At 70.6% G+C, this 1,682-nt stretch carries 2 pseudogenes; both read right to left on the minus strand.

Annotated features, from left to right (window positions below):
* Positions 1 to 544, minus strand: a pseudogene (locus tag LI92_RS21140) (Acg family FMN-binding oxidoreductase); the annotation flags it as partial.
* A 184-nt stretch (positions 545 to 728) separates the two neighbouring features.
* A pseudogene (locus tag LI92_RS24015) lies at positions 729 to 1,682 on the minus strand (hypothetical protein); the annotation flags it as partial.

A 1,682-nucleotide genomic window follows, 5' to 3' on the forward strand; every position in this document is an offset into this window, starting at 1 on the left:
ATGTGTATAAGAGACAGGCGTTCAGCCGATCCAGGGCGTCTACCCGGCGCAGCATCACACCCGACCGGGCCGCACGTGCCCCCATCAAGGCGATGTCGGCGGCGGCCACCGGCCAGTCGCTGTAGCAACGACGATCAGTGCGCCGCCGCGGGATCGCCGCCGCCAGCGCGACGTCGACTTGCGAGACCCCCGGCCGCAGGCCGCCGGCAACCAGCTCGATCGCCGCCAGGTGGTCGGGGCGTTGCGCGTCGGGCAGCCGACGCACCTTGACCTGCTGCCCCAGCGCGGCGAACGCGACCACACAATGGTGCAGGGCCGCACCGCAGCTCAGAATCATTCCCCGGCCGTCGGGGTCGACGCTGGGCAGGTGCAGGCCCGGTTCGACGAACAGATGAAGCTGCGGCGCCGCCGGGTCGGACTCGACGTACCAGCGCCACGGCTGGGAGTTGTGCACCGACGGGGCGCGGGCGGCCAGCAGCAAGGCGGTGCGGATCAGGTCCGGGTGAGCCGTGGCGTCCGGGCAGTCCGCATGCTGTTCATCCACGATGCGGCCCCTTTCTTCCCCGCCGCCTGAAGCGGCGCCGGCGCTGGGGCCCCACTGGCCCGCGACCCTTTCACCATGCCTGTGGGCGACCCCGCCCGAACAGGGCACGAAGACCCGTAGCTGCGAACCCGGCCCGGGACTTCTGACCCTGCCCGCGTCGCGGGCGGGCGACGCCCGCCGGCACTCAGAAGGCTCCGGCGAACTCCGGAATCAGGCTGACCCACAGGTCGGCCGCTGCGCCCGAGGCGAATTCGGTGGCATCGGCAGCGCCGGCCGCCGGTGCGCCCAGCAGCTCGGCGATCTGTTGGGGCAGGTCGTTGAACAGCAGCGGCATCAGCCCGCCGAACCACCCGCCGTCGAGCGTGAAGGCGTCGAAGTCGCTCAGCCCCAGGCCGTCCAACAGCCCGTCCAGGTTCAGGTTGCCGGTCAGATCGCCCAGCAGCGCACCCAGCCCCAGGTCCCAGGTGCCCAGGCCGCCGAGCAGACCGCCCAGTGTCATGCCGCCCAGCCCCACACTGCCCAGCAGGTCGGGCAACGTCATCTCCCCCAGCCCGACATCGCCGAGCAACGCGGGCAGGTTCAGGCCACCCAGCCCGAGGCCGTCGAACAGCCCACCGAGCGTCAGGTCGTCCATGCCCAGATCAGCCAGCAACCCGGGCAGCGTGACATCGGCCAGATCCAGCGCATCCAACAGCCCCGGCAGGGTGAAGCCACCGGTACCGAGGTCGGTCAACAGCTCAGTGAGCGTCAGATCGCCAACGCCCAGGCCGCCCAGCAGACCGGGCAGGGTCATATCCCCCAGGCCCAGATCGGTCAACAGAGCGGGCACGAACATCCCGCCGATGCCCAGACCGCTCAGCAGGGCCGACAGCGTGGCGTCACCCAGGCCCACATCGGTCAGCAGAGACGGCAGCGTCGCGTCGCCCAGCCCCAGATCGATCAACAACCCCGACAGCGTGAAGTTGCCGGTCCCCAGACCACTGAGCAGCTCGCCCAGCGTCAGATCGCCCACGCCCAGGTTGCCGAGCACCCCCGCGAGCGTGACATCGCCCAGACCCAGGCTCTCCAGCAGGCCGGGAAGGAAAAAGCCGCCGATGCCGAAGTTGCCCAGCAGGCCCGCAAGAGTCGCGTCGCCCAG

It is taken from the genome of Mycobacterium sp. UM_Kg1 (genome assembly GCF_000972925.1).
In the GTDB taxonomy this organism is placed as follows: Bacteria; Actinomycetota; Actinomycetes; order Mycobacteriales; family Mycobacteriaceae; genus Mycobacterium; species Mycobacterium hiberniae.